Below are 24,117 nucleotides of genomic sequence, written 5' to 3'. Positions count from 1 at the left end.
GCACAGAGTTAAGTTGGGAAAGTTAGCACCTTTATCAGTAAATTACCGAACAAAATGAGTGAGATTGTGTTCGAAAGCCTCCCATGAGGTTGGGTTACCTTCGTGGGTCAGTGGAAATAGTGACCGATTTGGTTTGGCATAGCTTAAACGATGTAGCCTCTGCGTAACATGATAACTGTCTAACCCTGAAATTGTGACTAAATCCAACGCTTCTAAGTCTAAGTAGCCGTCCGGCATCACAGCACGCTTTGGCGCGTGAATTGTAACAACTTCACCAATCAACATTTGAGTTTGGTTACTTTCAATTGTGATTTGTTCTTTGAAAGCTAAGCCTATTTTCAGAGAACTTTCCAAGACAAACGGAGCAGGGAACGCATTATCGTAATAGGGCGTGAGACCGACTGCGTTAAACTCTGAGATTGATTTGGGATAACGAGCGGAAGTTTGATGGGCTTTTTGAACAAAGCCCGCACCGATGCTGTTGATAGTGAAGTGTTTAGTTTCCAGGATGTTCTCTAATGTATGACGACGACTTTCTGCAGGTCGGACGATGAAGCCAAACAAGGGGGGATTTGACCCTAGATGAACCACAGAACTTACCACAGCAAGATTTTCTAGCCCTTGTTTATCACAGGTTCCAATAAGGTTGGCGCTTTTGAACCCCGATAAGGAGTTAATTAAACGAGCGCGCTCACGTTGATCCATTGCTTGGATATCTTGCCTTGAAAGGGTCATTTCTTTCATATCTTCTCTTCTTATGACTGTTGTTTTCGGCGACTTGTTCACAAACTGAACCATGACATATCTACGAAGTATCACTTTATTCCGATCATTTGGTTTGAGTAAGTGATAGTGAAAAGAGGAGTCTTTTAAAAAATTGCAATTTTCTTGAAATTAAATGTGACACTGTAGCTTAATTTTTTGTTGCAGCGGTTTGCTATTGAGCGATACCATATACGGCTATTTCTTTGGTAAAGATTCGAATATGTCAGATGAAGAACTCGCACTAGAGTGGATGCGCCAACAAGCTCATAAAGTTGATCCCTACGTTATAGATCCATCTTTTGATGACTGCGTTGAGTTGCTTGATCCTGCTTTTAAGAAGGGCAAGAGTGTCGCGCAACTAAAGTATCTGTTATCAGAAGCGGATCGTAGAGCTGGCGCGGCAGAGCGTAAACATGCAGCCTTAAAGTATGCCAAAGAGAAAAGCCCAAATGCTGGTCAGATCCTGCGTCTGCAAAGCAAGCTTCAACAAGTTCAGCTGGCACTGAAATTAGCGACTGGCGACAACAACATGACCATATCCCAGTTCTGTGCAGAGTACGATGTCTCGAAACGTGACGGTAATACGGCATGGAATGAGAAGCTAGTTGAACAGGGTAAAAGAAAGTAGCACATTCAATATTTCATCCTTCTAAAGCTCACTCCAGCTGAGCTTTAGAGATCGATGGCTGACTGTTGGATTCATACTTTCACTCTAAACATTGATATGCAGTGCCGCGGTTTTGAGCATTGTGTAACGTCTTAACGATGCTCTTAACATTTTAGCGGCACGCTCATGAACCTCTCTCAGATAGACCTCAATCTTCTTTTCGTACTTAAGCACTTACTCGAAGAAAAACACGTTTCCAATACTGCTATGTCTCTGAACATGAGCCAGTCTTCGGTAAGCCGTACTTTGCAGAAAATGCGTATCTTCTTTGATGATGAACTGTTAGTACGTAAGAAATATGGCTATGAGCTGACCCCAAAAGCAGAGTCGATCAAAGACGATATCAACACCGTTATTACTAACCTCGAAAAGCTGGTTCATAAGCAGTCGTTCGACCCAAGTAAGGTTGATAGCACGGTCAAGTTCTATGGTTTGCTACCTCAAATTAACACCTTGATGCCGAAGGTGATCGCTAAGATCCGCAAAGAAGCGCCGAACATGATCGTGAGTTTAGATTCTGCGCCGAAGCGTCACTTTGAAGCTTTAGTGGCGGGTGATGTGCATTTTGCATTGTCCTCGCACCAACCACCTTCTGCCGAGCAAAATATCTATCGTATGACAGTGGCGAAGCGAACGTTCCGTTTGTTGATGAGCCGAGAGCACCCATTGGCCAATGAAGAGCTGACGCCACAGAAGCTAGCTGAATACGATTTTGGTCAAGTATCACTGCAAGGTGAGAAAAGACTTTCTTTTGAACACAAATACCAAGAACTTGGTTTAGCCAACAAGAAGCAGCGTTTGTCTGCGCCAGTGCAGTTGAGCAACTTCAGCTCGGCGCCAAGTATTGCTGCTGAAACCGACATCATCTTCCACCTTCCAACGCCTTTTGCGGAAGCTGCGTGTCATGATCCCCGTCTGATCACCAGAGAAGTGCCAGAGGAACTCCACTTGAGCTTTCAAGAAGTTTACTTGTATTGGCACAAGCGATTTCATGATGACCCGATGTGTGAATGGGTGCGTGAAATCTTCAAAGATCTCTATGTAGGCAAAGATACATACTCCTAGCAGGCACTTGTTCTTAAAAAGTAGGCACTCTTAAAAGATAGACACTCTAAAGATAACTGAATTTTAATTAAGAAAACGCCGCAATGTGAGTGATTTGAGGGGCGTTATTCGCTACATCATCAGTTTCATATCAAGCATAAGTTAAAGGTGATTATCCGTCTGACGGATAGCGATATTCTATTTTGGCGATAGCAATATGCTTGAAGCGAATGATTTACGCTGCTTTAATTGAGAATGATTATTAAATGCAATCTCAATTTAAGTAGAGCCAAGATGAACACTATTCAAACGTTTACTCGTTCCCCCCTTTCTAAATCTATAGCTGCTGCGTGTTTTGTATTCCCTGTAATGGGCTTTGCTAACGAACAAGCAAACCAAGTTGATTCTCAAGCCTCAACGACAGAAGTTACGACAATGGAAACCATGGTTGTGACAGCGGCGGGTTATGAGCAGGTTGTCACCGAAGCGCCGGCATCGATCAGCGTGATTACTCGTGAGCAGTTGGAAAACCGATCGTATAAAGATCTGACAGACGCGCTGCGTGATGTACCCGGTGTGATCGTGACTGGTGGTGGTTCGAGCCAAGACATTTCAATACGTGGTATGCCTGCAGAATACACGGCGATCTTAGTCGATGGACGCAAGCAATCTGGCCGTGAAACACAACAAAACAGCAGTGGTGGCTTTGAACAAGATTGGCTACCACCTCTAAGTGCGATTGAGCGAGTTGAAGTCGTACGTGGCCCGATGTCGACGCTTTACGGCTCAGACGCGATCGGTGGTGTGATCAACATTATCACTCGTAAAGATTACCAAGAGTGGCATGGCAGTGTGCGCGGTGAAACTACGCTGCAAGAGAATTCAGATTCGGGTAATTCATACCAAAGCCAAGTGCATCTAGCGGGCCCCCTTATTGATGGTCTGTTGAGTGCTTCTTTCTCTGGCTTATATCAAGAGCGTAAAGAAGATGAGATTCTTTACGGGTATGGTGGCAAAACATTAGAGAGCTACCGTGGCGCGCTTCATTTGACGCCGACAGATGACGACACCTTCTCGTTTGATTACACCTATCACGATCAAGAACGTGTGACGACGGATGGCAAATCGAAAACCTCAGATTCTGAGCGTGTGAATAATCGTCAATCATTGGGCTTGTCTCACTCAGGCAGTTACGACTGGGGATCGGGCACTTCATACATCAACAATGAAACGGTTGAGAATGAAGGCGGAGAAATGGAAGTTGAAAACCTGACTCTGAACTCACAATGGTCTATGCCTGTACTTGAGGCACACTACCTGACGATTGGCTTCAACTATACGCGTCAAGAACTGACAGATTCAGGCGAAGATTACGTATTTAAAAACAACCAATGGTCTCTGTTTGCGGAAGACGAGTGGTACATCACCGACTCTTTTGCGCTAACAACAGGATTACGATTTGATCAAAATGATGTGTTCGATTCTCACCTAAGCCCTCGCGTTTATGGTGTTTGGAGTGTCGATTCATATTGGACAGTGAAAGGCGGCGTTTCTACGGGCTATCGAGCTCCGGGTTTAACCGAGATGGAAGCGGGCTGGGCACAAGAAAGCTGTGGTGGCGATTGTTCTGTGTACGGAAATCCTGACCTAAAAGCCGAGACCTCGGTAAACAGTGAAATGGGTGTGTACTTTGTTGGCGATGCCGATTTAAGCTCGAACATCACCGTTTTCTACAGTGACTTCAAAGACAAGATTGACAAGAAAGAGCTAAGCACGAACTGTGGTCGACGCGGTTGTGATTCAACGTACGTGAACATTGAAGATGCGATTACTTACGGCGCAGAGTATTCGATCAACAAAGGCATTACCGAAACGATTTCGGTAGGCTCAACCTACACCTATACTCACACTGAGAAGCAATCTGGTGAAGATGAAGGTAAGCCGCTAACGCAAATTCCTGAGCATTTGATTACTGCTAATGCAGATTGGCAAATGCGTGATGATATTCAATCTTGGATGCGCGTGACATACCGAGGCAAAGAGTCTGAACCGACAACAACGAGTTCAAGAACACAGTATGAAGCACCATCAGTCACTTATGTCGATCTAGGTGCAAACTGGCATGTACAAAAGAACCTGAAACTGATGGCGGGTATCTACAACCTATTTGACGAGCAAACGGACTACGAAGAATTTGGTTACGTTGAAGACGGTCGTCGTTACTGGTTAGCGGCAGAAGCGTCATTCTAGATAAGAGGTTCGTAATGAAAAAAACAACAAAATTACTACTGCTCTCATTCGTTGGATTATCGGCTGCTAATGCTAATGCTAATGCTAATGCGGTCTACACAGTAGAAAAAGACATCTTGTTTAAGACTGTCGAAACGCGAGAGATCAAGCTTGATCTCTACCTTCCTACAACACAAGCGAACACTGACGGAAAATACCCGTTGCTCGTTTGGGTTCATGGTGGGGCATGGAAGCGTGGTACTAAAGACGATATTCCAACCAAAAACCCGCTGTTACTTAACTCTGTGTTAAGTGAAGGCTATGCGTTGGCTTCGGTCGATTATCGTTTAAGCGGCGAAGCGACTTTCCCGAAACCTGTCGAAGACATTAATGATGCCATTAACTACCTCCATGACAATGCGAGTAAGTACAACCTTGCTGCTGACAGCTTGGTAATGATGGGGCGTTCTGCTGGTGGTCATTTAGCGGGATTAGTGGGTGCGAGCAATACCTACGGAGATATTAGCTTTTACTCGAAACCAAATTACCAAGTTGCAGGTGTGGTGAGCTTTTTTGGCCCAACGGATCTGCTGGAGCTTGGCAATAAAGGTAACAGACCGACTAGCAAGAAATCGTCGGTGTCTCGCTTCTTAGGTGATATTCCAAGTGAAGTGCCAGAGCTCGCGACACAAGCTTCAACGACCAGCTATATAAACAGTGATGCTCCGCCTTACATTCAGTTCCATGGAACACTGGATAAGCGAGTGCCTTTAGCGCAAAGCCAGATCCTCAAAGATGTTTTGGACAAATACGGCATTGAGAATCAGCTATTTATCGAGGAAGGTGTTGGCCATAGTGCTCCGATATTTGATACCGATAAGTACGTACCCCATGTGATTGCGTTCTTAGAGCGACATTATCCAATCAAATAACCTCTAACACTCTGGCGTTATCACGCGCTAGAAAGCATTCATTGAGCCATTTAAAGCTAAGTTGAGCACTCCCGTTCAATTTAGCTTTTTATTGGTCGTTTTTATGACCATGTGAGTTCATTCTCATCTTCGCTTTTACCATTCCGTCGTCATTTATGAGATCGAACAAAACCGCCCTCACTTTCGATAATGGAGCTATCCATCAGTTAAAGTGGGTTGCTATTGCGTGCGGTGTCACGTTTTGTGCGCTATTCACTGAAGTCTATCGACTACCTTGCTAAAGCTTTCAATGTGCGCGAGACACTATTTTTCGCCCATTAATCAATTTCACTTGTGACAAAGTTATCAGAATTATGCATTTTCGGTAACGTTCCCGAAAATATCGATCTATCATCCACCCAGATACAAAAGTGAAGTAATCAACACGACTGATTTCTATTTCTTCTTCGATATAGAGCTTGTACATCAAAAGTATAAGCCGAAATGCGCTTACGAATTATTTTGGGAACGTTTGCAAATAATCCAAAACAATTAACGTGAGAACATAAGAATGAAACTACACACTTTAGCGGTTGCTGTAACAATGGGGCTAATGACTACATCGGTATTAGCAAGTGAAGACGTTGCAGCATTAGAGCAACGTATTAATGAATTAGAACAAAGAGTTGCACAAACGGAGCAGGTTTCTACCGAAGCCAATGAAAAGGCTTCTTCGTTTGAGTTTCACGGCTATGCACGCTCTGGGTTATTGATCAACGACGACCTAAACGGCGCGACAGGTACTGGTCCTTACATGACAGCGGCGGGTGCGATTGGTGCGCCTATTGGACGACTTGGTGTGGAAGATGATCATTACGTTGAAGCGAACTTGATTCATAAGCGTTTTGCGGATGATGGCTCTAGTGCCTTGTTTCGTATCATGTTAGCCGACAGTACTGAAACAAATAACGAATGGACAGCCAGTGAAAGCCAGTTGAATGTACGACAAGTGTATTCAGAACTGAACCGCTTGAGCATGTTCTCTGAATCTGAAGCGTTTTCTCAAGCAACGTTTTGGGCGGGTAAACGATTCGATCGCGACAACTTTGATATTCACTTTTTCGATTCGGATATTGTCTTCTTATCAGGTACTGGTGCGGGCGTTTACGATGTTCAGATGAGCGATAACTGGAAAGCGAATTTCTCAATTTATGGCCGAGATTTTGGCGAAATTGATAGCTCATCAACAGATGTAGAAAACTACATTGCAACCATGAATAACCGCATTGGCCAATGGCAAGTGATGTTGAGTGGCATGACCTCAGCAGACAACGATAGCCGCTTAAATGGCGCAGCTGAAAGCGGTGTACACGCCATGTTTGCGTACCATGGAGACAACTTCTTTGGTCTGAGCGAAGGCTTCTCTAAAACGGGTATGTTAGTGGGTAGCGGCCTAGGCGCAGAGCTAAAAGGCATCGGTTCAAATGGTGATCTACTGGATGACGCGAAAGCCGTTCGCCTGTTTAGCTACGGTGTCACTCGCATTGGCGACAACTGGCGCTTAGCGCCTGCATTAATGGCAGAGCATAGCCAAGACCGTTTGAAGAAGAATGACGAGTTCACATGGGCTTCTTTAAACGTTCGATTGGCTCAAGAGTTCACAGAGAACTTTGAGATGGTTTACGAAGGTTCATTGCAATACATGGATTTAGACAACTCGACAGAGCAAGCGAGCGGCGGTTTCTACAAAGCGACAGTGGCACCAACACTGAAGCTTTCAACTAGCACTGGTTTCTTTGACCGACCAGAACTGCGTTTCGCTGTGAGCTATGTGGATTGGAGTGAAGACCTGAATGGTTACTCGATCAGCACTGAGGCAGATGCTGCAACGATGGGAGAGGGCGGCGAGGTTCTGTTTGCACTGCAAATGGAAACTTGGTTCTAATTACCTGATATATCGTTTAGATAGAGAGTGTTAATCATGATGTGATAGTCGCATCATCAAATGCCAACCTTATCGTTTCAACTCGAAGGTTGGCATTTTTTTATCTTGGGATAACCTGATCTCTGAAATAAATTGCTAGCAAGACTCTCGGTCAATAGTGGTGAAGGTCAACACCATCTTACTCATTTCAAAGCCTTTTTTCTCAATACGGTCGAGCAGCAGCTTGGCTCCATTTTCTCCCGCTTTATCAAACGCATAGTTAAACGTAGACAGCGTTGGTGTGCATACTGAAGCGAGTTCATCATCACCCACGCCGAGTACCAAGACATCCTTTCCTGGAATGAGTCCAGCTTCCTGAATGGCTCTGATCGCACCGATTGCGATACGGTCAGTTGCGCAGAACAGGCCATCGAGCTTGGTGTGCTCTCTTAGAGACTGTTTAGCCAGTTGGTAACCTGACTCTATGGTGAAGTCGCCACGGGCGTGAAATTGCAGTGTGAGGTCGTTAAATTGAAGCGATTGAGCGAAGCCTTCCGATCTCATCTTATCAACCGCAATATCATCGCCTTGCACGCCGATGAATCCCATATGATTACAACCTTTCGCTATGAGGCGGTTGCCCGCTTCAAACCCTACGCGAGTGTCGTCGTGCACAATGCTTGGGATGTTAAACATTGACCCGTCTTGACCCACCAATACCACCGGCACAGCAGATCTTTGAATCGCTTTGACTAATTTGTTGTCGAGGTGGGTCGCGTACAGGATGATACCTTCAACGCGTTTTTGGTTAAATATCTGAATATATTCAAGTTCTTTATGGTGTGTTTGGTGTGTGCTCGCTAATAAAACATGCTTGCCCGCTTGCTCTAAGACGGCGGTTAAACCATCGACACCCTGAGAGGTGGCGTGGGAAGAAACCCTAGGAACAATCACGCCAACCAGGTTGGTTTTTTGAGACTTTAAGTCTTTAGCGACTTGGTTTGGGAGATAGCCACATTCTTCAACCGCTTTACGTACCTTCACCTTGGTTGCGTCTTTTACGCCATACTCATCGTTGATTACTCTTGAGACCGTCGACTTGGAAACTCCAGCGAGACGAGCGACATCATGAAGACTAGCCATTATTCATTATCCAATTGTAATTTTAGTTTTGGGATTGTTTGCAAACAGAGCATCAAATTTACCTGTTATTGGGAGATTTTAACCCTGTCTTCTTATCCTAGGGAGATAATTTGAAGATCATTCTCACAGTATTGAGCCGTTATCTTTGATCATTTGTTATTTCTAGGCAAAAATTTGTTTTGCAAACGTTCCCGAAAATTCAAAAGCTCAAATGATAATCCAATGGGGTATGTAATGAATTATCCAAAAATAGCAAAAGAGCTGCTTTCTCTATTAGGTGGTAAAAGTAATATCACCGCACTCGCACACTGTGCGACTCGTCTGCGTCTTGCGGTTGCAGACCAAGATAAAATTGATGAACAGGCGATTGATAACCTAGAAGGGGTTAAGGGCCAGTTTAAAGTAGCAGGTCAATATCAGATCATCTTTGGCTCAGGCATCGTAAACCAAGTTTATGCCGAGTTGGCTAAGCTGACTGAAATGACGGAAATGTCGACCAACGATGTGGCGTCTGCAGGTGCTGATAACCAAAATATTCTGCAACGCGCGGTGAAAGGTCTGTCTGATATCTTTGTACCAATCATTCCGGCAATTGTTGCTGGTGGTTTGTTGATGGGTATCTACAATCTATTGACGGCTCAAGGCTTGTTCATTGATGGCAAATCTTTAATTGACGCTAATCCGGGTTTGACCGACTTAGCAAACATGATCAATACATTTGCTAATGCCCCTTTTGTGTACTTACCTATTTTATTAGCATTTTCAGCGAGTAAGAAGTTTGGTGGTAACCCATACCTTGGTGCGGCTTTAGGTATGTTGATGGTTCACCCAGACTTGCTTAACGGCTGGGGCTTCGGTGGCGCATCAGTGTCGGGCAGCATTCCAGTTTGGAACATTCTAGGCTTCGAAATCGAGAAAGTGGGTTATCAAGGTTCAGTACTGCCCGTTCTTGTTTCTGCGTTTATTCTAGCGAAAGTTGAGCTTGGCCTACGTAAAGTTATTCCTTCGGTTCTGGATAACTTGTTAACGCCGCTACTGGCCATTTTCGTGACTGGCTTACTGACATTCACGGTTGTGGGTCCATTTACACGTGATATCGGCTTCCTACTGGGTGATGGTCTTAACTGGCTATACAACAGCGCTGGCTTTATTGGTGGTGCGGTGTTTGGTTTGATTTATGCGCCGTTCGTTATTACTGGTATGCACCATAGCTTTATTGCTATTGAAACTCAGCTGCTTGCGGATATAGCAACGACTGGCGGTACGTTCATCTTCCCTATCGCCGCGATGTCTAACGTGTCTCAAGGTGCAGCGGCACTGGCGGTTGGTTTCATGAGTAAAGATAAGAAAATGAAAGGTATCGCGATTCCTTCTGGTGTGACCGGTTTGCTTGGTATTACTGAGCCTGCAATGTTCGGTGTGAACTTGAAGCTTCGCTACCCATTCATTGCTGCGGTTTGTGCAGCTGCGGTTTCAAGCGCATTTATCACCATGTTCAATGTGAAAGCACAAGCACTGGGTGCCGCGGGTATTCCTGGCATCATCTCAATATCACCAGAAAAAATTGGCTACTACGTGGTAGGTATGATTATCGCGTTCGTGACTGCTTTTGCACTGACCGTTGTTTTAGGTCTGCGTGAGAGCAGCAAGCAAAACATTAAAGCAACAGCTTAACGTTTCTCCCTAGAAGTGAAGCCCCCCTTTTCACTTCATTTCCTAAGCTTTGGGGTGCTAGCTAGGTGATTTGGCTTAGCTAGCCTTTTTATATTTTTACATGACAGCGTGAAGTGTCACCTTGCTTTTGGTTGCTACTGCTTTCGATTGCCATCGCTTTCGGTTGTCATGATTTTGAGTTTTAAGGTAAGAAAGATGAATCAAGTTTGGGTAACTGGAGACGCCGTCGTCGACCTCATTCCGGAGACTGACGCGACATTATTGAAATGTCCGGGCGGTGCGCCTGCCAATGTCGCGGTAGCGATTTCTCGCCTTTTAGGCAAAAGCGCATTTTTCGGCCGAGTGGGTAACGACCCGTTTGGCACTTTTATGGAAGTGACTCTGCAAAAGGAAGGTGTGAATACCGAGCGTTTGGTGAAGGACCCTGAACAACGCACATCAACCGTGGTGGTTGATCTTGATGACCAAGGCGAGCGCAGTTTTACGTTTATGGTTAAGCCAAGTGCCGACCAATTTATGTCTGTTGAAGACATTCCCGAATTTAAGAAAAACGAGTGGCTACACGTCTGCTCAATCTCTTTGGCTAATGAACCAAGCCGAAGCAGTACCTTTGAAGCCATCCGACGCATGAAAGCCGCGGGCGGTTACATCAGCTTCGATCCCAACCTTCGTGATGAAGTGTGGCAAAACCCATCTGAAATTAAGGCTGTGGTCATGAAAGCGGTTGAATTGGCTGATGTGGTTAAATTCTCAGAAGAAGAACTGGATTTCTTAACCGATTCAACGTCGATGGAACAAGGCTTGGCTCATATTGCAGATCTTAACAACACGCTTGTTCTGGTTACGCAGGGCGCGAAAGGCGTTTGGCGAGTATTTGAAAACCAAGGAGTGTTGATTTCAGGTCGCTCAGTGACGCCAGTGGATACCACGGGTGCAGGCGATGCTTTTGTTGGCGGTTTGTTGGCAAAGCTTTCTCAACATGAAGAGTGGAATAATCAACAAGTCGTTGATTCTGCAATCCAGTGGGCGAATGGTTGCGGTGCACTGGCAACCACGCAAAAAGGTGCGATGACCGCACTTCCAACGCAAGAGGCGCTCACTCAGTTTACTCAAAAAGACGCTTCAAATACGAATGTCGTCGAGGAGAGTGTATGAGTTTGAACTCGAACTGGACGGTAGAGCAAAGATATCGTCGTATAGAAGAGATTTCCCAAGACAGCATTGATGCTATGACAAAGCTTCGTAAACAAGACGCTGGCTATCCGAGCTACCATATTGCGCCTAAATTTGGTCTGCTCAATGATCCGAATGGCCTGTGTTTCTTTAATGGTGAGCACCATCTATTTTACCAATGGACGCCAGTTGGCCCAGTCCATGGTATGAAGTACTGGTACCACCTTTCTACCACAGACTTCGTTCATTTTGAAGACCACGGCATTGGCCTGCACCCAGACCAAGATTACGATTCTCACGGTGTTTACTCTGGTGGAGCATTGGTTGAAAATGACAATGCATTGTTATTCTTTACGGGTAACAAGCGTGATGAAAACTGGGAACGAGTCCCAACTCAGTGTTTTGCGAAGATGTCTGCTGACGGCAAAATAGAGAAGCACGGCGTGGTTATCGAAAACGATCACTACACGGAACATTTCCGCGACCCAAAAGTGTGGAAACAGGGCGACGATTACCTGATGGTTGTCGGTGCTCAAACGCCTCAAGAGACTGGCTCAATGGCGCTATATCGCAGCCGAGATCTGATGGGTTGGCAGCACAAAGGCCCAATTCAAACTCGTTACAACAACCTTGGCTATATGTGGGAATGCCCAGATTTCTTTGAAATAGAGAATCAGTCGGTGATGTTGTTTTCTCCACAAGGTGTGTCTAGCGAAAACCCATACGATTTCAAAAACATCTATTCGGTGGCTTATATTGTCGGTGACCGCTTAAATCTAGATTCGGTAGAACTGGAAAACCATCAAGATATTGCGCAGCCAGATTATGGCTTCGATTTCTATGCACCACAGACTTACTTAGATGATAAAGGTCGCCGCATTCTGATTGCTTGGATTGGTCTGCCTGAGATTGATACACCATCTAATGAGCATCAGTGGGCGGGCATGTTGTCGCTACCACGCGAGCTTCACATCCAAGATGGTTATCTGGTGCAATCGGCTTTACCTGAATTGAAAGCGTTACAAGGCGAAGCCGTTGCGGTTGAGAGCTTTGTTGAACTGGATACAACCAGCTTCATGGTTCAGCTTGAAACGGAAACGGACGAGTTTGAGTTAACGCTTGCTAACGCTGCGGGCGATAACATCGTGTTCAGCGCCACGGAATCGGAGTTCATGCTTGATCGCAGTAAGATGTCTCAACTCTACGCGGAAGAGTTTGGCTCAGTGAGAAAAGCACCGAGGTTGAGTACCAAGCAAACCATCGAAGTTTATGTCGATAAGTCAGTGATCGAAATCTTTATCAATGGTGGTAAGCACACAATGACCAGCCGTTTCTTCATCGATGATTTGAAGTTGTTGTCGATTGCCGGTGATGTGGAGGCCGTTTATCACTCGATGAGCCCAATTAAAGGGTTGGACGACTAAGCTCAGTTCACTCCATCAAAATAGCCGCTGATCAACAGCGGCTTTTGTTTGGGCATATTCCTCGCACCCAAAGCTCATTCAGAGCAAACAACTCACGCTAAGGTCGAATGTTATTGAAGCTGACTGCCTGCGTGCCATCTCCAGTGATCTCCAGCTTAAGCACATCGCCTTGATAGTAATACGGTTCCATTGGCATCTCGTTGTTGGTTGGCCTTGCGTAGTGAAGTACAGCGGGTTTACCTTCCTTTTGTCGAGCATATAAATAGCCAATCAACGCATGCTCAAACTGATGGTAGCCATTGCCCCAATGAAAAGCCTTGGTGCGCTTAGGTTCAAGCCCTACACCACCGTACTGGTGATCAACCCACACATCATGAAACGTCGGTAGCGTGTATTGCAGAACTTCTTTCATTGAACCATCGACTAGCGATACCGTCATTGCGGCTTGGTCGAGCTCTGCCCACTCCCATGATGAAGCCCAATTTGTGTTTGGTCTGCTTTGCCAGCCCGTAATCTCTTGTCCTTGCCACGCTTGTTGAAGTTCTTCGCCAAAGTATTGAGATACGCTCACAAACTCTTTTTGGTATTGAGCTTGCTCTAAAGTGTGTTTCATCCCTTTGATGCCAAACTGCGACCATTCAGAATTCTTCAATGTTTGGCCTGTCAGGTAAGTCATCCAATAGGCCTTGATGGTGTGTCCAAAATCGTTGTGATTGGCATTGGGCATCATCGCTGCTTTATCGTGAATAGCCCCGTAGAAGCGTTGTTCACCATCAGAGTGGTAGTTATTAATCATGGCTTGTGTGAGCCAATTAAGATCATCAAGCCATTTTGATTTGGCAGGCTCTTTCAGTAGAGGAGCAACTAACAGCATGTAACCGTTAATCTGATCAAGTTGCGCGACCAATTCACGTCGTGTGGCTTTGCCATCTTCACCATCGGCAAGCACCCACGCTAGGCCTCTGTTGTCGTTAAGTCGATATTTATCAAAGATAAAAGCTTGTTGGGCAATGAGCGTTTCCTCTACCTGTTTGTCTTGGGTGAGATAGTAGTACATCGCCAATCCAACCAGTGCATACGCCTGATCTTGAGCCGTCCGTTGTTGCCACTCCAATCCTGCTTTGCCGTCTCTAGTGAAGCTGATGAAGCCGCCATTCTGCTGATCTTCTAGGTGTTCAATGAGGTAGTAAGCCCCTTGCTTAGCGAGCGCTAATGCCTGCTTATCGCCAGTCAGGTGGTAGAGCACGCCATAGGCATAAGTTTGACGTGACTTCATCCGTGTGAACTCTTTGCCAAAGTGCGGCGTGATCCAGCCTCGGTCTAATTCAGGACAAACATTGGTCACATCAAGCAATGTTCCATCATCACAGCGGAAAGTGGGGAAGTTACCTATCGGTTCTCCTTGAGCACTCGACATCATCCAATAAGGTGCAAGCCCTTCAGAAGCATGATTGATCCAGTCTTCTCCAGAGGGAAGGATGACATTGGCAGATACAGCGAAACTGGTCACGCTGAGTAATGCGATGGTTGCTCGTAACATGATGTTTATCTTAATAATTTGAATTTAGTTGAATATAAACAATCAGGTCTGCACATTGTGATTCGGTGATCACAATCGACTACATTATTGTGGTTTATAGAAAGGCTCACAGAGTCGTGAGCCTTGAAAGGGAGCGGTGTTTTACACAGGCTCTCCCGCCTCGTCTTCTTCAACCACATCAGTTTCTAAGCTCGCCTCTGCTAGCCATTTTTGTATTGATAGGCTGTTGAGCACGCGTTGTTGATACTGCTGGGCTTTTTCCGAAAGCTGGATGCCATAGGTTTCGACGCGTAGCGCCACAGGTGCAAACATCGCATCGGCGATCGACCATTCACCGAACAACCATCCCTCTGGGTATTGTTCCATTTGTGCAGACCATATTGCGTCGATGCGAGCGATGTCTTTCAGTGCACCATCACTCAGCGTGAGCTTTCTTTTGGCTCGGCAGTTCATTGGTAACTCATTTCTGATGTTGAAAAAACCAGAGTGCATTTCTGCCGAGATTGCGCGGGCGAGAGCGCGCTCTGCGACGGAAGTTGGCCATGCCGCACCGTCCAGATAGGCATCGTTAACATATTCGAGAATCGCCAATGAATCCCACACCGCAACATCACCATCAACTAGGGTCGGGACTTTGGCTGTCGGTGTCACTTTCGCTAACGTGTCGTAAAAATCTGAGGTGAACAGCTTGAGCTTAACAATCTCTGCGTCGAGGTTGTAATGGTCGAATATGAGCCATGCGCGAAGTGACCAAGTTGAGTAGTTCTGGTTTGCGATATAAAGCTGCATAGATGCTTCCTTGCGTTTGGTGGGTATGCATTTGAGCTTAGGGGATTGTATTGCGGCGCACTAACGGATAATTTTGATGACAGACATTAATAAAAACGATGGGTGGTGATTTCAATATGGATATTGATGCTTTGCGAGGCTTTCTCGCGTTCGTGGAAACCAGCAGTTTCACTCGTGCCGCGAAACAGATTAATCGCACCCAGTCAGCATTCAGTGCGCAGATGCGTAAGTTAGAAGAAGAGCTTAACGTGACTCTTTTTCAAAAAGAAGGTCGTAACTTAGTGCTTACTGAGGCGGGCTTGGCGCTGCGTTCTCATGCGGAGCAGTTGGTCGCACTCCATAATACTGCGCTTAAACAAGTAAAGCGTTATGAAGACAAGCAGCCTCTGAGGTTGGGTTGCCCTGAAGATTATAACGACACTATTTTGCCGAAAGTGATTCGCCTGTTGCAGAAGGCAGAACCTACGTGTTCCATTCAAGTGTTCAGCTTACCAAGCATTACCCTAAGAGAATGGTTAGATGATGGCAGGCTTGATGCCGCGATTGTCACCCGAGCGCCTGACAGTGAAGAGGGATACTGGCTCACTCATGATGTGGGCGTTTGGATAAGCAGCCCTGATTATACGTTTGATGATTCCAAGCCTGTGCCATTAGCTCTGTTCCAAACCGATTGTAAGTACCACGCCGCGGCCGTGAATGGCTTAACCAAGCAGGGTACGCCTTATCAACTGTTGGCTTGTAGCAATACGGCTTCAGCGCAGCGGGCAATCGTAAAAGCAGGATTAGCGATCGGTGCGATGGGCAAGCTCAGTGTGACTCCGGATTTGAAAATCCTCGATGACATGCCACCACTGCCTTCGGTGGATATTGTTTTGATCCTCGCAAGCAAGCATCATCCAGTGTTAGACAAAGAGGTGCTCAATCAACTTGTCGAGTTGGACTCTGATTAGGCTTCTTTTTCGACGGCCTGACATGTCGAGCCAAAATACGACTTCGTTCTTGTTTCACTTCCGTTAGCTTTCGCCACGACCATAAACGCACTCGTGCTTCCTTGGCGCTAACTTCGAGATCGACGAGCGGATTAAAGTAAGGGGAATCTGGTTCAAGCTCATGCATCATCATTTCCATAGGCGTCATCTTCCACGGCTCAAACAGAAGTGGAGTGGGTATGTCTGAAAGTTCGGGTACCCATTTTCGGATGAAGTCCCCATCGGAATCGTGTTCTAGGGCTTGCTTTGTTGGGTTGTAAATTCGGATGGTGTTGATGCCCGTTACCCCAGCTTGCATTTGAAACTGTGGGTAATGAATGCCGGGTTCAAAATCGAGGAACAGTTGCGCTAAGTGTGTGACACCATCACGCCAGTCCATGTTCATATGGTGAGTGAGAAAGCTCACCAGCATTGAGCGCATGCGGAAATTAATGTACCCCGTATGATGCAGGCAGCGCATACAGGCATCGACCAATGGCACACCTGTCATCCCCATCTTCCATGCCTGAAGATGTGTCGGATCTTTTACCGTCTCTTTTTGCAAGAGTGCTTCGTAGGCGTGATTGATACAGCGATATTCCATCGCGCATTCCGATTCAAACTTCTGCATGAAATGACAGTGCCAGTGAAGCCTTGATGAGAGCGCAATCAAGCTGCGACGAAACCCTGCGACTTGCCAGTGCCCCAACAGGTGTTGATAAACCTCACGCAGCGATATATTGCCCCAAGCCAAATATGGGGATAGACGTGTACAGGCATGTCGTGAAGCTTCTGGGCTTGAGATGCTGCGATAGTAATCGCGACCACGGCGCTCAAAGAAGTCATTTAATGTTGCCCATGCCAGTGCGCTTCCACCCGTTTGTATGCCTTTAACTTTGGTTAACCAAGCTGGTGGAGGCTCGATTGCGAATTTAAGCTCCTGTGCATCAAGGGTATGTAGTGATTCTGTCGTTAACTGATTTTCTTCTATGGGAGCACGCATGACATTGTTCCAGTGCTTGTCCCAACCGATTCTGTCTTTCGACCCTCTTACGACAGCGCCTTGTGCGAACTCTTGCCATGGGATGTTGTGATCTGTAAACCAAGCAGAGAGTTCTCTGTCACGCTCAAAAGTGCAATTTAATCCTATCTCTTGATGAGAGAAGACGTTTTTAATGTGGTAACGAGATTGGATCACTTCGAAGCAGTCCACCGCACTGCCATGAAGTATTGAGACCTGATGTCCATACTCTTTCAGCGACTGGTTCATGCATTGCAGCGACTGCCAAACAAACCGCCAATGTCGCTCAGAATAGTGGGCATTGTTTAGCAGCATTGGTTCGAAAATGTAGAGCAATATCGTTGGGTGTTGACCTGATAAAGCGTGTTGTAAAGGTGCGTGGTCGGTGAGTCTTAAATCACGCTTTAGCCACACTATGTTGATTGTTTGCATCTGAGCCCTCTTTCGTTTTCAAGCATTACGAATCAGAGGGCAAAACGTCTCACTGGAAGTGAGTTTTATTTTCGATAATGAAAGGGCAGGTTATGATCTCCTGTTTTCATTATTAGAGAATGCCTAAGCTTTTTAGTTTTCGATAAATCGTATTACGGCTGATACCAAGTATGCGTGACGTCTTACTGATGTTGCCTTGGTTGGCTTGATAAGTTTGCAACAAGGTTTCTTCAACGGTGCTTCTTAAATCGTTACTCGCTGTACCTTTTATGGCATTAGAGGTTGTCGATTGGTGGTGATTATCATGCGCTAACGACGTGAGGTGTTGAGCTAGATGGCTGGGCACATGCTCGAGTGTGAGTTGTGGTTCGTCGTTTGCCAGTAAAGTGGCGACTTTAAGTAGGTTGTCTAACTCGCGGATATTACCCGGCCATGAATAGGCGCATAGCAACCCCATCAAATGCGGGCAGATTGTTTGCTCATCTTCAGCGTATTTACGGTGAATGTTTTCGATTAAAGCGTGTTTATCTTGTCTCTGTTGCAGGCTTGGTAAGGTAAACGCCAAGCCATTTAGGCGATAGTACAAATCTTGTCGAAACTCACCAGTTGCGACTAGCTGCTCAAGGTTTTTATGTGTTGCGGCGATGATCTGACAATCGACTTGATAGCTCTGATTGGAACCTACAGGCACCACGGATTTGTCTTGCAGAACATGCAGCAATCGACATTGAGCCTCTAATGGCATGTCGGCGATCTCATCTAGAAACAGAATTCCCTTATCTGCTTGGCGGATCTTGCCTTGGAATCCTTTGTGGCTCGCGCCAGTAAAAGCCCCCGGTGCGTAGCCAAACAGTTCAGATTCGATAAGATCTTTCGGTAGTGCACCACAATTCACTGCGACTAAGGGCGACGATTTAAGCTGGCTTTGCTTGTGTAACGCCTTAACAAACTCGCCCTTTCCGACACCTGTTTCACCAAGGATTAATAGGCTAATGCCTTTATCGAGAACCTTATTGGCCTGTTGCCAAGCGTGCTCTATCTGTTGTTCACCATGGTGTAAATCACACGACGCTGAAATAGAGCGTGTGCGCTTGGCTGTTGGGCGTTTTAGGTGCTGTTTTTCAAACACAAAGGGCGCATCTATTGAAGTTCGGTTGAAGAGGGTGTCGATACTCTCACCGACGATCGAGGTTTGATCTAAAAGTTGTGAAGCGACCTGATTATGCGCGACTACCTCACCTGCTTCATTGGCTATCACAATCCCTTGCCAACCACTATGAAGTAGCGATTTCTCACATGCGAGATCAATGCGAGTCGTGCCTTGTGGTATATGGCTCAATAACTGATTCTCAACAAGCTGAACCATGTTTTGAACGAGCAGTTGCACCGAACTATCGTGTTGCTGCTGCTCACTGGTAATGTCCAATACGCCAACCATTTGCCCTTGATGATCAAACACTGGGCTTGCTGAACAACTGATAAATCGATGCTGGTGGATGAAGTGCTGCTCACCAATGATGGTTACAGGTTTAGCTTCCACGATCGCCGTGCCAATGGCGTTGGTCCCTTTGAGTTGTTCCTGCCAACACGCTCCAGAGCTGAGTGCAATCGAAGTCAGCTTTTCCTTGAATCTCTCTTGTCCCCAACTAGCCAGAATCACCCCTTCAATGTCGGTCAAGATCAAACGACTGTCGGTACGTGCAAACATCTGGTTAAACAGAGGCAGTGCATTGCGCTCGACGATTTGAATCAAGCTCGATGATTGATGACGTCGCTGCTTGAGAATTGATTGTGGCAGGCGAATATCTTCGGGAAGACGTCTCTGTTTCAGCCCCGCTTCGGTGCTGCGGTGCCAAGAGGACGAAAGCCAATCTGAGGTGTTTGCTTGTTGAAGGTGCATGACTGTTCCATGTCGTAACAGTGAGAGTGTACCAAATTGGAACAGTTGAACACTGGATTGGTTTCCATACGGCCGTTCAATGCCAACTCACTTTGGATTGTAAATGTTTGGTAATCATAGTTTTACAATTTATTAACAACAAGTTTTAAGGTTGTGGCGTGTGATTTGCGTTGTTCTTGTTGTGAAGAAAACACGAATTATCAGTGTTTTAAACAGAAAGCATAAACATAGGCGTCTTGTCATGAGTTCTTTTCTCAAGAGAAGTAGCCACAAAAATAAGACAGCTCTCGCTCAATAACGAACAACACATCTAAGAAGGATCTAATTATGATTTACGCACAGCCGGGTAGTGACAACGCAGTAGTGAACTTTAAAGCCCAATACGATAATTTTATTGGTGGCGAGTGGGTGAAGCCTGTCAGCGGCGAGTATTTTGATAATACGTCTCCCGTGAATGGTCAGGTGTATTGCCAAGTGGCGCGCTCAACCGAGGCGGACATTAGCTTAGCACTCGATGCGGCGCATGCAGCTCGTGCGAGTTGGGCTGCGACCAGTGTGACAGAGCGTTCGAACATCCTACTTAAAATTGCTGACCGCATTGAAGCGAACCTAGAAGAGATCGCAGTCGCTGAAACGTGGGAAAACGGCAAACCAGTTCGTGAAACTCTGGCGGCAGACATTCCGTTGGTTGTCGATCACTTCCGTTACTTTGCGGGTTGTATTCGAGCGCAAGAAGGCAGCGCAGCCGAGCTCGATTCAAACACTGCAAGCTACCACTTCCCAGAGCCAATTGGCGTAGTAGGGCAGATCATTCCTTGGAATTTCCCGATTTTAATGGCGGCTTGGAAATTGGCCCCCGCACTGGCAGCAGGCTGTTGTGTGGTGATGAAGCCAGCTGAGCAAACACCAACATCGATTTTGGTGATGATGGAGAAGATAGCGGATCTCCTGCCTGCAGGTGTGGTCAACATCGTGAATGGTTTTGGTAGCGAAGCAGGTCAAGCGTTAGCAACTAGTGACCGCTTGGCTAAATTGGCGTTTACTGGCTCAACAGAAGTCGGCCACCATATTTTGAAATGTGCGGCTGAAAGCTTGATTCCATCAACCGTTGAGCTTGGCGGTAAGTCTCCAAACATCTACTTCCCAGACATTTTTGATTATGAAGATGAGTACCTAGATAAGTGTGTAGAAGGCATGCTGCTGGCGTTCTTTAACCAAGGTGAGGTGTGTACCTGTCCATCGCGTGTGTTGATCCACGAATCGGTCTACGACAAGTTCATCACCAAAGTTGTCGAGCGCGCTCAAACCATCAAGCAAGGTAACCCATTAGATACTGACACTCAGGTTGGCGCACAAGCCTCTCAAGAGCAGTTCGATAAGATTCTAAGCTACCTAGAGATTGGCCGCCAAGAAGGCGCGAAAGTGCTAACTGGTGGGGAAATCGCGCAGCAACCGGATGATCTGGGTAATGGTTACTATATCCAACCAACTATGCTCGAAGGCAACAACAAGATGCGTGTCTTCCAAGAGGAGATCTTCGGCCCTGTTATCGCAGTAACCACCTTTAAAGACGAAGCCGAAGCGTTGGAAATTGCCAACGATACCGAATATGGCTTGGGCGCTGGCGTTTGGACTCGTGATGCAAACCTCGCGTACCGCATGGGACGCAACATTGAAGCGGGGCGTATTTGGGTGAACTGCTACCACGCTTACCCAGCACACGCGGCGTTTGGTGGTTACAAGAAGTCGGGCATCGGCCGTGAGACACATAAGATGATGCTCGATCACTACCAAAACACGAAGAACCTGCTGATCAGCTACGATACTAATCCGTTAGGCTTCTTCTAATACAGGTTCGTTCTAAAAGTATGGGAATGAATCATGGATACAAAGAATAACTAACAACGCAGTCGGCTTGATCAAGAAAAATAAAAAGTGAAAGTAAAACCAAAACGCCCAATTCATTAGAGTTGGGCGTTTTTATGTTTGAAGTATTCTAGCTTTTCGAAAAGAAGACCTCTGGCTTATGGTTCGGGCCATAGTTGCCTTCTAGTTGAGTCAGCTCCAATCCTTGTTTGCCAACTAAAGACGCGACCATTTGACGGTTGAACGGGTAGTTCTCAGCGTTGTTGATGAACTCATCTACATCTACCCATTTGGCTTCTGCAATTTCATCCGTGTCTTGAATCGCAATCTCTTGAGTCTGAGCGACAAGGTGACAAACAAAGTAGAGGTTCGATTTGCCAAACTGATATGGGTGGCGCGTTGCCATGCCAACCACTGAAACGAACTTAGCTTCTATGCCCGTCTCTTCAAAGGTTTCTCTAACCACAGACTCTTCAATACCCTCGCCAAGTTCAATGTGGCCACCAGGTAATTTGTAGCCTGTCATACCGTGCTCTTTGATCATCAGCACTTGGTTGTGTTCGTTGGTGATCAGAGCTCCAGCTCCCAAGGTGTGGGTTGGGATGAAAGGTATAAACTCGACGATTTCGGATTTGTGGATCAGTGTAATCTCGTCTTCTAGGCAATTGTGGAACACAAAGTCGAGTTCAGTTGCTACTGGGATAAGATGCGACAGTGAAATAGGCAAGCTAATCCAAATAATGCCTTTGTTATTTTGCTTTGAAAACTCGGTGATTTCGCTGAGCTCAGCGTGGAATGAGTCGGCATCGTGTGGCGCAGTCAGCGGGTCGATGATGATGCCGTTAAATTTGTCGAGCGTAAATTCCACGGGTGATCCTTTATTGTTTTGATTTATTGAGAGCCTTTTATAGGGCGAGCTTATAACAGATATAGAGGTTATAACACCCGAAAAGCCGGTGATAGGGAGATTGCTTGGGAAAGTGGTAGGCGAGAAACAAAAACTGCGCTTGGAAACCAGAGCGCAGTTTTAAAGTTGGGGTTATTTGAGTTCGTATCTAACGAACGTAGTTCGCATCAACGCTGACATACCAGTGTTGAAGCTTGCCGTCGGTTTTTTTGATCCACAAATCGTTGGTGTAGCTCTCAATCTTGCCGTTAACCGTAAGGTTGAATGTGTTCTCGTCGAAGTCGCCAACCTTCACAAACTGATCGGTCGTAATCAAAAACGGGTCCATGTCATCGACACCAACGGCATCGGATATCACGTAGTAGTGATAAGTGAATGGTTTGCTCGCGTCATTTGGGTTGCTGCGATACGCCACAAGCTTGAACGGTTCCGTTAATGGAACATCAAGCGTTTGCTTGTCCATCGTTGCAGGAATTGGAATAAACAACCAAGCCGTAAACAGGCCGCAAGCCAAAACCATCAGGAAGAAAAGAGTCTTAATTGCTTTCATAGCAACCTTCAAAATAGGTGATGTTGAAGGTGCTATGGTAACAGGTTTGATTTGTCGATTGTAAGAGTATGAATAAGTGAAGGCGGCACCACTCTGTTAGGAAATTTGAACGAATTGACGCACTGTTCATAACTTTTTGTTTTAAATCTTGGTTCACTACTTTCTGCTAACACCCCTCGGTTTGGATTGATGAGTGTAAGCAAATAACAGGAACAAAAACCACACCTTACGGTTGCAAGGTGTGGGCTAAATAACGGTGATTACTTGTTCAGGTAAGCAGCGTGGAACTCAATGTGCTCATCAATAAAGCTAGAGATGAAGTAGTAGCTGTGGTCGTAACCTGGCTGCATACGTAGCTCTAAATCGGCATTGGTTACCCTAGCCGCTTCCACCAATTGCTCAGGCTTTAGCTGCTCAATTAGGAAGTTGTCTGCTTCGCCTTGGTCTACCAACATTGGCAGTTTAGTGCCTTTGGTTTTTAGAAGCTCAGAGGCGTCGTACTGCTTCCACTCTTCAATATCTAAGCCTAGATATTGGTTAAATGCTTTTTGGCCCCAAGGACATTGCATTGGGTTACTGATTGGGCTAAATGCAGAGATAGAACGGTAGCTATCTTCGTTCTTGATACCAATCGTTAGGGCACCGTGTCCACCCATGCTGTGACCAGAAATTGATTTCACTGATGTCACAGGGAAGAAAGACTCAATCAGTGCAGGAAGCTCTGTTACCACGTAATCGTACATGTGGTAATGGCTGTCCCATGGCGCTTGAGTAGCATTCACGTAGAAGCCTGCACCTTGGCCTAAGTCGTAGCTTTCATTGTCAGCAACGTTCTCACCACGTGGGCTTGTATCTGGTGCAACAATAGCGATGCCTTGCTCAGCCGCAGCTTTAAATGCGCCGGCTTTTTGCATAAAGTTTTCATCGGTACAGGTTAGGCCTGATAACCAATATAAAACAGGAACTGGGTTTTCTTTGCTTGCATTGGGTGGCAAGAAAATCGCGAAACGCATATCGCAGTCAAGCGTTGCAGAAAAGTGGGTGTATTGTTTGTGCCAACCACCAGCAACCTTTGCTTGGCTAATGTTTTCGATTGTCATTTATTGTGCTCCGTAGGTTGATGGTTTCGGAATTAATGTATTTGATTTTCTATAGCTTAAGCTAAAGGTTTCACCACCCACCGGGCAGGA

19 protein-coding genes are annotated in these 24,117 nt (G+C 46.0%); 10 read left to right on the top strand and 9 right to left on the bottom strand.

Annotated elements, in window-relative coordinates; translation table 11 throughout:
* Positions 1-42: 42 nt before the first annotated feature.
* Positions 43-744: a flavin reductase gene (locus tag L1D22_RS05000; protein WP_239828914.1), complete on the bottom strand. Its 702-nt coding sequence runs from the start codon at positions 742-744 to the stop codon at positions 43-45.
* A gap of 241 nt (positions 745-985) precedes the next feature.
* Here L1D22_RS05000 and L1D22_RS04995 point away from each other — a divergent pair, with 241 nt between their 5' ends.
* The 5 genes from L1D22_RS04995 (at position 986) to L1D22_RS04975 (ending at position 7,561) form a co-directional block, all read left to right on the top strand.
* Positions 986-1,393, top strand: coding sequence for a hypothetical protein (locus L1D22_RS04995; RefSeq protein ID WP_239828913.1), 408 nt, complete (start codon positions 986-988; stop codon positions 1,391-1,393).
* A gap of 165 nt (positions 1,394-1,558) precedes the next feature.
* Entirely contained in the window at positions 1,559-2,497 is a 939-nt protein-coding gene (locus L1D22_RS04990) for a LysR family transcriptional regulator (protein WP_239828912.1), read from the top strand.
* 273 nt (positions 2,498-2,770) lie between these two features.
* Positions 2,771-4,726, top strand: a complete 1,956-nt coding sequence (locus L1D22_RS04985; RefSeq protein WP_239828911.1) for a TonB-dependent receptor — start codon at positions 2,771-2,773, stop codon at positions 4,724-4,726.
* Positions 4,727-4,740: 14 nt separating this feature from the next.
* Positions 4,741-5,637 (top strand): alpha/beta hydrolase, encoded by an 897-nt coding sequence (locus L1D22_RS04980; RefSeq protein WP_239828910.1) that lies wholly within the window; start codon positions 4,741-4,743, stop codon positions 5,635-5,637.
* A 550-nt stretch (positions 5,638-6,187) separates the two neighbouring features.
* Positions 6,188-7,561 carry a carbohydrate porin gene (locus L1D22_RS04975; RefSeq protein WP_239828909.1) on the top strand — a complete coding sequence of 458 codons (1,374 nt, stop codon included), beginning with the start codon at positions 6,188-6,190 and terminating at the stop codon, positions 7,559-7,561.
* Between the two features lie 135 nt (positions 7,562-7,696).
* Here L1D22_RS04975 and L1D22_RS04970 read toward each other — a convergent pair whose 3' ends face one another.
* Positions 7,697-8,683, bottom strand: coding sequence for a LacI family DNA-binding transcriptional regulator (locus L1D22_RS04970; RefSeq protein ID WP_239828908.1), 987 nt, complete (start codon positions 8,681-8,683; stop codon positions 7,697-7,699).
* A 234-nt stretch (positions 8,684-8,917) separates the two neighbouring features.
* Between L1D22_RS04970 and L1D22_RS04965 the strand changes: the two genes are divergently transcribed.
* The 3 genes from L1D22_RS04965 to L1D22_RS04955 all read left to right on the top strand — a co-directional run bounded on the left by L1D22_RS04965 (position 8,918) and on the right by L1D22_RS04955 (position 12,954).
* Positions 8,918-10,357, top strand: coding sequence for a sucrose-specific PTS transporter subunit IIBC (locus L1D22_RS04965; protein WP_102489883.1), 1,440 nt, complete (start codon positions 8,918-8,920; stop codon positions 10,355-10,357).
* A 195-nt stretch (positions 10,358-10,552) separates the two neighbouring features.
* On the top strand, positions 10,553-11,512 hold the full coding sequence (locus L1D22_RS04960; RefSeq protein WP_239828907.1) for an aminoimidazole riboside kinase: 960 nt from the start codon (positions 10,553-10,555) through the stop codon (positions 11,510-11,512).
* Positions 11,509-12,954 carry a sucrose-6-phosphate hydrolase gene (locus L1D22_RS04955; RefSeq protein WP_239828906.1) on the top strand — a complete coding sequence of 482 codons (1,446 nt, stop codon included), beginning with the start codon at positions 11,509-11,511 and terminating at the stop codon, positions 12,952-12,954. The genes L1D22_RS04960 and L1D22_RS04955 overlap by 4 nt, the downstream gene beginning before the upstream one ends.
* Positions 12,955-13,051: 97 nt before the next feature.
* Here the strand turns inward: L1D22_RS04955 and L1D22_RS04950 are convergent, their stop codons facing one another.
* The gene (locus L1D22_RS04950) at positions 13,052-14,494 is read right to left on the bottom strand and encodes an N-acylglucosamine 2-epimerase (RefSeq protein WP_239828905.1); all 1,443 of its coding nucleotides are present in this window, start codon (positions 14,492-14,494) and stop codon (positions 13,052-13,054) included.
* A 141-nt stretch (positions 14,495-14,635) separates the two neighbouring features.
* Positions 14,636-15,283, bottom strand: coding sequence for a glutathione S-transferase family protein (locus L1D22_RS04945; RefSeq protein WP_239828904.1), 648 nt, complete (start codon positions 15,281-15,283; stop codon positions 14,636-14,638).
* 98 nt (positions 15,284-15,381) lie between these two features.
* On the opposite strand from L1D22_RS04945, the gene L1D22_RS04940 reads away from it, so the two are divergent.
* Positions 15,382-16,233, top strand: a complete 852-nt coding sequence (locus L1D22_RS04940; protein ID WP_239828903.1) for a LysR family transcriptional regulator — start codon at positions 15,382-15,384, stop codon at positions 16,231-16,233.
* On the opposite strand, the gene L1D22_RS04935 is transcribed toward L1D22_RS04940, so the two are convergent.
* Positions 16,202-17,704 carry a deoxyribodipyrimidine photo-lyase gene (locus L1D22_RS04935; protein ID WP_239828902.1) on the bottom strand — a complete coding sequence of 501 codons (1,503 nt, stop codon included), beginning with the start codon at positions 17,702-17,704 and terminating at the stop codon, positions 16,202-16,204. The genes L1D22_RS04940 and L1D22_RS04935 overlap by 32 nt on opposite strands.
* 112 nt (positions 17,705-17,816) lie before the next feature.
* Positions 17,817-19,604 carry a sigma-54-dependent Fis family transcriptional regulator gene (locus L1D22_RS04930; protein ID WP_239828901.1) on the bottom strand — a complete coding sequence of 596 codons (1,788 nt, stop codon included), beginning with the start codon at positions 19,602-19,604 and terminating at the stop codon, positions 17,817-17,819.
* Positions 19,605-19,931: 327 nt separating this feature from the next.
* Here L1D22_RS04930 and L1D22_RS04925 point away from each other — a divergent pair, with 327 nt between their 5' ends.
* The gene (locus L1D22_RS04925) at positions 19,932-21,452 is read left to right on the top strand and encodes an aldehyde dehydrogenase family protein (RefSeq protein WP_171730946.1); all 1,521 of its coding nucleotides are present in this window, start codon (positions 19,932-19,934) and stop codon (positions 21,450-21,452) included.
* Between the two features lie 148 nt (positions 21,453-21,600).
* Here L1D22_RS04925 and L1D22_RS04920 read toward each other — a convergent pair whose 3' ends face one another.
* From L1D22_RS04920 to fghA, 3 genes are all read right to left on the bottom strand, one after another.
* Positions 21,601-22,338, bottom strand: a complete 738-nt coding sequence (locus tag L1D22_RS04920) for an NUDIX domain-containing protein (RefSeq protein WP_239828900.1) — start codon at positions 22,336-22,338, stop codon at positions 21,601-21,603.
* 187 nt (positions 22,339-22,525) lie between these two features.
* Positions 22,526-22,927 carry a hypothetical protein gene (locus L1D22_RS04915; protein ID WP_239828899.1) on the bottom strand — a complete coding sequence of 134 codons (402 nt, stop codon included), beginning with the start codon at positions 22,925-22,927 and terminating at the stop codon, positions 22,526-22,528.
* 260 nt (positions 22,928-23,187) lie between these two features.
* Complete coding sequence (gene fghA, locus L1D22_RS04910; RefSeq protein ID WP_239828898.1) at positions 23,188-24,027, bottom strand: S-formylglutathione hydrolase; 840 nt, start codon at positions 24,025-24,027, stop codon at positions 23,188-23,190.
* Positions 24,028-24,117: the final 90 nt, after the last annotated feature.

The sequence above is a fragment of the Vibrio sp. Isolate34 genome, assembly GCF_022397915.1.
Classification (GTDB): domain Bacteria; phylum Pseudomonadota; class Gammaproteobacteria; order Enterobacterales; family Vibrionaceae; genus Vibrio.
This window is presented reverse-complemented; position numbering and strand designations above follow the sequence as displayed.